This window comes from Pseudomonas sp. NPDC087614, from assembly GCF_044743485.1.
Taxonomy (GTDB): Bacteria; Pseudomonadota; Gammaproteobacteria; order Pseudomonadales; family Pseudomonadaceae; genus Aquipseudomonas; species Aquipseudomonas baetica_A.
Map to the genome: position 1 here is coordinate 1 of NZ_JBIUWN010000146.1, position 4,916 is coordinate 4,916.

A 4,916-nucleotide genomic window follows, 5' to 3' on the forward strand; every position below is an offset into this window, starting at 1 on the left:
ATGGAGATCGATTTACCAGGTTGAACTGGTGAAAGAAGGGCTTGCCTTACGGCAGGCCGTTACCGGCCCGCACACAAAAAATCTGACACTCCCGGCAAAGACGACACAACATTCAGCGCCGCTCCTGATTCCTCGGCCAGCTCAAGCTAAAGCAGGCCCCTCCCAGACTCTTGCTCCGGCCAATGATGGCCCGCCCGTCATGCCAATGGATGATCCGTCGCACAATCGACAAGCCCAACCCATGCCCACCCGATGCCCGGGTGCGGCTGTCGTCCAGGCGTAAAAACGGCGTGAAGATCCGCTCCCACGCCACTTCCGGCACTCCCGGCCCGTCATCCTCGACATCCACCCGACAGCGCAGTTGCCCGACCTGATAACTCACCGTGACCTTCGAGCGTGCATGGCGCATGGCGTTGCTCACCAGATTCTGCAAGGCCCGATGCAGATAACGCGGCTCAGCCTCGACCCAGGCATCGTCGTTATCGGCGGCGGCCAGACACAAGCCACGCTGCACCGTGACCTCGGCGCGCAACGGCGCCAACTCCTCGATCACCTGATTGACCAACGCGTCGAGGTCGATGCGTTGAAACGTCAGCGCCGGTGCCCCCTGCTCCAGACGCGCATACGTGAGCATTTCATCGACCAGCTTATCGAGGTCCTCAATGTCGTGATCCATGCCCTCACGGTACTTTTCCAGGGCTTGCGGCGTGGTTGCCGAGCCGATCATTTCCAGGCCAAACCGCAACCGCGCCACCGGCGTGCGCAGTTCATGGGACACCGCACGCACCAGTTCACGCTGGATCGCCAATAACTGTTGCAGGTGTTCGGCCATGCCATTGAACGCCGAAGCCAGTCGCCCGACCGAGTCAGCACCGCGCGCCGGCACGCGGGTTTCCAGACTGCCCTTGGCGATGCGCGTAGCCGCTGCTTCAAGGCCTCGCAAACGGCGCTCGAGCTGGCGCACCAGCAGATAAACGATAAGGCCGATCAAGGTCAGCCCGAGCGCGGCGATCAACACCAGCCATTGCGGTGGATACGGATTCATCTGGTACAGCGGCCCGATTTCCAGCACCCAGGGCGTACCAACCATGCCGGCAAACACGCGGATCGAATCGCCGCCCTTGCCCAGCGCCATCACCGTATCGCCCTCGGACACCCGTCGGCTCTGGTCTTCGTCCATGTCGGCGTCATTCACTGTGACCAATCGCAGATCGAAACCGAAGCCCTTCTCTTTCTTTATTTGCGCCAGCCGTTTGGGCTGCTCGCCCACCGGTACGCGCACCAGTTCATCGGCCAGCAGGTAAATAGTCGCCCGGGCCAGTTGTTCGCTGATTTGTTGCACCTCGCCGGTGAGTACGAGTTGTTCTTTGTCGCTGACCAGCCGATAGACCTTCGCCGCATGCGGCCCGGTTTGCTCGACCAGCGCTTGGCCGCGCAGAACGCGGGTGCGCTGGGTGAGGTCGAGGCCCGTTTCGGCAAAGGTCTTGAGCGCCAGCGGAATCCCGAGCAATCGCTCCCAAACCAATAGCGCACGATGACGCTCGGTTTCATTCATCGGTTGCAGGTTGTCGGCCATCAGCGAGAACGTGCCGTGGGCCAGGCGCTCGCGGTACTGCTCGCTGCGCACCTGATTGAGCAGGTTCAGTGCGAGCACACCGAGCACGGCCACCAGAATCAAGGCTGCGCACATGCCGCCATAGATACGCAGGAAGATCGAGTTCACAGCGCCAGGTCTGCGCAGGCCTCAGGGACGAACAGGTAGCCTTTGCTGCGGATGGTCTTGATCAGACGCGGATGGTCGGGGTCGTCGCCGATTTTGGGGCGGATGCGCGATATGCGTACATCGATCGAGCGGTCCTGCCCGTCGTAGCCAATACCGCGCAGCGCGGTGAAAATCTCTTCCCGAGACAAAATTCGCCCAGCGTTGGAGACCAACAACCAGAGCAGGTCAAACTCGGCGCTGGTCAACTCGATGCCGCTGTCGCTCAGCCAGGCCTCGCGCAAGGCGTTGTCCACCACCAGCGGGCCGAATTGCAGGCGCCGGGATTTCTCCGTGGTCGGCTCGGGCGTGTCACTGCGTCGCAGCAACGCCTGAACCCGCGCCAGCAACAGTCGCGGGCGTACCGGCTTGCACACGTAATCATCGGCGCCGAGGTCGAGGCCGTGGATCTGGTCGGCGTCGTCGGTTCTTGCCGTAAGCATCAGAATCGGCCCGTCATAACGGTCGCGCACCTTGCGGCAGATGCTCAGGCCATCTTCACCGGGGAGCATCAGGTCGAGGATCACCAGATCCGGTTGCTCCTTGATGATCCGCGCCGCCGCCAGCGCACCGTTGCCTTCGATGTCCACGCGCAGTCCATTGGCTTGCAGGTAGTCGCGAGTGAGTTCGGCCAGACGCTGATCATCCTCGACTATCAATACCTGAAAGGCTTGTTGCTCCACCGGTGACCTCTGCTTGCCAGAATTACGAATAAAGGAAGGATCCTCCGGTCTTTTTGTCATCTTTTCGGAGGATAAGAATGCGTACGCATGGGCCGATTGTATAAACGGCGTCCAGCCAGAACACAAGTCGGTAAATGCGTTCGGACAAGGCCGTTTTTTGTGATAGGGTTCGCGCCCTTAAAAATCCGCTGAAGCGTTTTTCCAGGCGAAAAAACAGTGACAAACGGTCTAGCTCAGCAGGTTCGCGGCCTACACGGGAATTCCCTGTTTCACACACAATTTACGCACAGGGTTATCCACAAGCTGTGCGTTGCAATCCGCCCCTGAAACGCATTATCTTGTAGCCCGTTCGCAAAAAAACCCTACATGTAGGGTTTTGCGTAAAAAACCAAACACAAACCGGACAGTGAATTCAAGGCTTTTTATTGCCATTGTCGGGTTGAACCAAACGTATTTTTACAAGCCCAAACCGCGCCTGCGGATGGCTACCGTTTTTCAGTCGATCACGACGATAACGGTACGGGTGTTGCAGTGGCGAAACTGCTCCCCGAAAGGAATGCGGTCTCACGCGTATCGCGCGAGCCGAAGACTTCGGCATGGAAGCGGCGCCCACAAGGCCTTCTTCCTGAACTGTCCCGAAGTCGTTATACCCGGCACGTGCCGGTTGTAGTGCTTCAGGACGGAACGGTGGGCACCGTGATGGTGCCCAAACAAACATAGAGAACGTGGAGACACCCATGCAAACCGACACAACTCGCGAGAACCCGCAGGGCACCTTGCCGCAGGCCGCTGATTCGACTTCGGATCTGGCAGCCACCGCGCCTGGCCAGCTGCGCGTGATCAAGCGTAATGGCACTGTCGTTCCTTACACCGATGACAAGATCACCGTCGCTATCACCAAAGCGTTTCTCGCAGTTGAGGGCGGCACCGCTGCCGCTTCGTCGCGAATCCACGACACCGTTGCCCGTCTGACCGAACAAGTCACCGCGACCTTCAAGCGTCGCATGCCTTCGGGCGGCACCATCCACATCGAAGAAATCCAGGACCAGGTCGAACTGGCCCTGATGCGTGCCGGCGAGCAGAAAGTGGCTCGCGACTACGTGATCTACCGTGACGGTCGCTCGAAAGAACGCGCTGCCCACGCCCCGGCCGAAGAAGCAGTCAACGCTCATCCGTCGATCCGCATCACCCGTACCGACGGTAGCCTGGCGCCACTGGACATGGGCCGTCTGAATACCATCGTGACCGAAGCCTGCGAAGGCCTGGCTGAAGTCGACGGCGACCTGATCCAGCGCGAAACCCTGAAAAACCTGTACGACGGCGTGGCCCTGACCGACGTCAACACCGCCCTGGTGATGACCGCCCGTACGCTGGTTGAGCGCGAGCCGAACTACTCGTTCGTCACCGCCCGCCTGCTGATGGACACCCTGCGTGCCGAAGGCCTGGGCTTCCTGGGTGTGGCTGAAAGCGCCACTCACCACGAAATGGCCGACCTGTACGCCAAGGCACTGCCGGCTTATGTCGCCAAAGGTATCGAGTTCGAACTGCTGAACCCTGTGCTGGCCACCTTCGACCTGGAAAAACTGGGCAAGGCGATCAACCACGAGCGCGACCAGCAATTCACCTACCTGGGCCTGCAAACCCTGTACGACCGTTACTTCATCCACAAGGATGGCGTGCGTTTCGAACTGCCGCAGATCTTCTTCATGCGCGTGGCCATGGGCCTGGCCATCGAAGAGAAGAACAAAGAAGACCGTGCGATCGAGTTCTACAACCTGCTGTCCTCGTTCGACTACATGGCTTCGACTCCAACACTGTTCAACGCCGGCACCCTGCGTCCACAGCTGTCGAGCTGCTACCTGACCACCGTTCCGGATGACCTGTCGGGCATTTACCACGCGATCCACGACAACGCCATGCTGTCGAAATTCGCCGGTGGCCTGGGTAACGACTGGACGCCTGTCCGTGCACTGGGTTCGTACATCAAAGGCACCAACGGCAAGTCGCAAGGCGTGGTTCCGTTCCTCAAAGTCGTGAACGACACCGCCGTCGCCGTTAACCAGGGTGGCAAGCGCAAAGGCGCTGTCTGTGCCTACCTGGAAACCTGGCACATGGACATCGAAGAGTTCATCGAACTGCGCAAGAACACCGGTGATGATCGTCGTCGTACCCTCGTCATGAACACCGCCAACTGGATTCCTGACCTGTTCATGAAGCGTGTCTTCGATGACGGCAAGTGGACCCTGTTCTCGCCATCCGAAGTACCGGACCTGCACGACCTGACCGGCAAAGCCTTCGAAGAGCGCTACGAGTACTACGAAGCGCTGACCGAATACCCAGGCAAGGTCAAACTGTTCAAGACCATCCAGGCCAAAGACCTGTGGCGCAAAATGCTCTCCATGCTGTTTGAAACCGGCCACCCATGGCTGACCTTCAAAGACCCGTGCAACCTGCGCAGCCCGCAGCAGCACGTC

At 59.6% G+C, this 4,916-nt stretch carries 3 protein-coding genes; 1 reads left to right on the forward strand and 2 read right to left on the reverse strand.

The window, feature by feature from the left end:
* Positions 1-112: 112 nt before the first annotated feature.
* The gene (locus ACIOWA_RS27350) at positions 113-1,723 is read right to left on the reverse strand and encodes an ATP-binding protein (protein WP_401162865.1); all 1,611 of its coding nucleotides are present in this window, start codon (positions 1,721-1,723) and stop codon (positions 113-115) included.
* The gene (locus ACIOWA_RS27355) at positions 1,720-2,442 is read right to left on the reverse strand and encodes a response regulator (RefSeq protein ID WP_339430855.1); all 723 of its coding nucleotides are present in this window, start codon (positions 2,440-2,442) and stop codon (positions 1,720-1,722) included. The genes ACIOWA_RS27350 and ACIOWA_RS27355 overlap by 4 nt, the downstream gene beginning before the upstream one ends.
* A gap of 737 nt (positions 2,443-3,179) precedes the next feature.
* Here ACIOWA_RS27355 and ACIOWA_RS27360 point away from each other — a divergent pair.
* The coding region (locus ACIOWA_RS27360) for a ribonucleoside-diphosphate reductase subunit alpha (protein ID WP_401162866.1) at positions 3,180-4,916 on the forward strand (1,737 nt) is incomplete at its 3' end.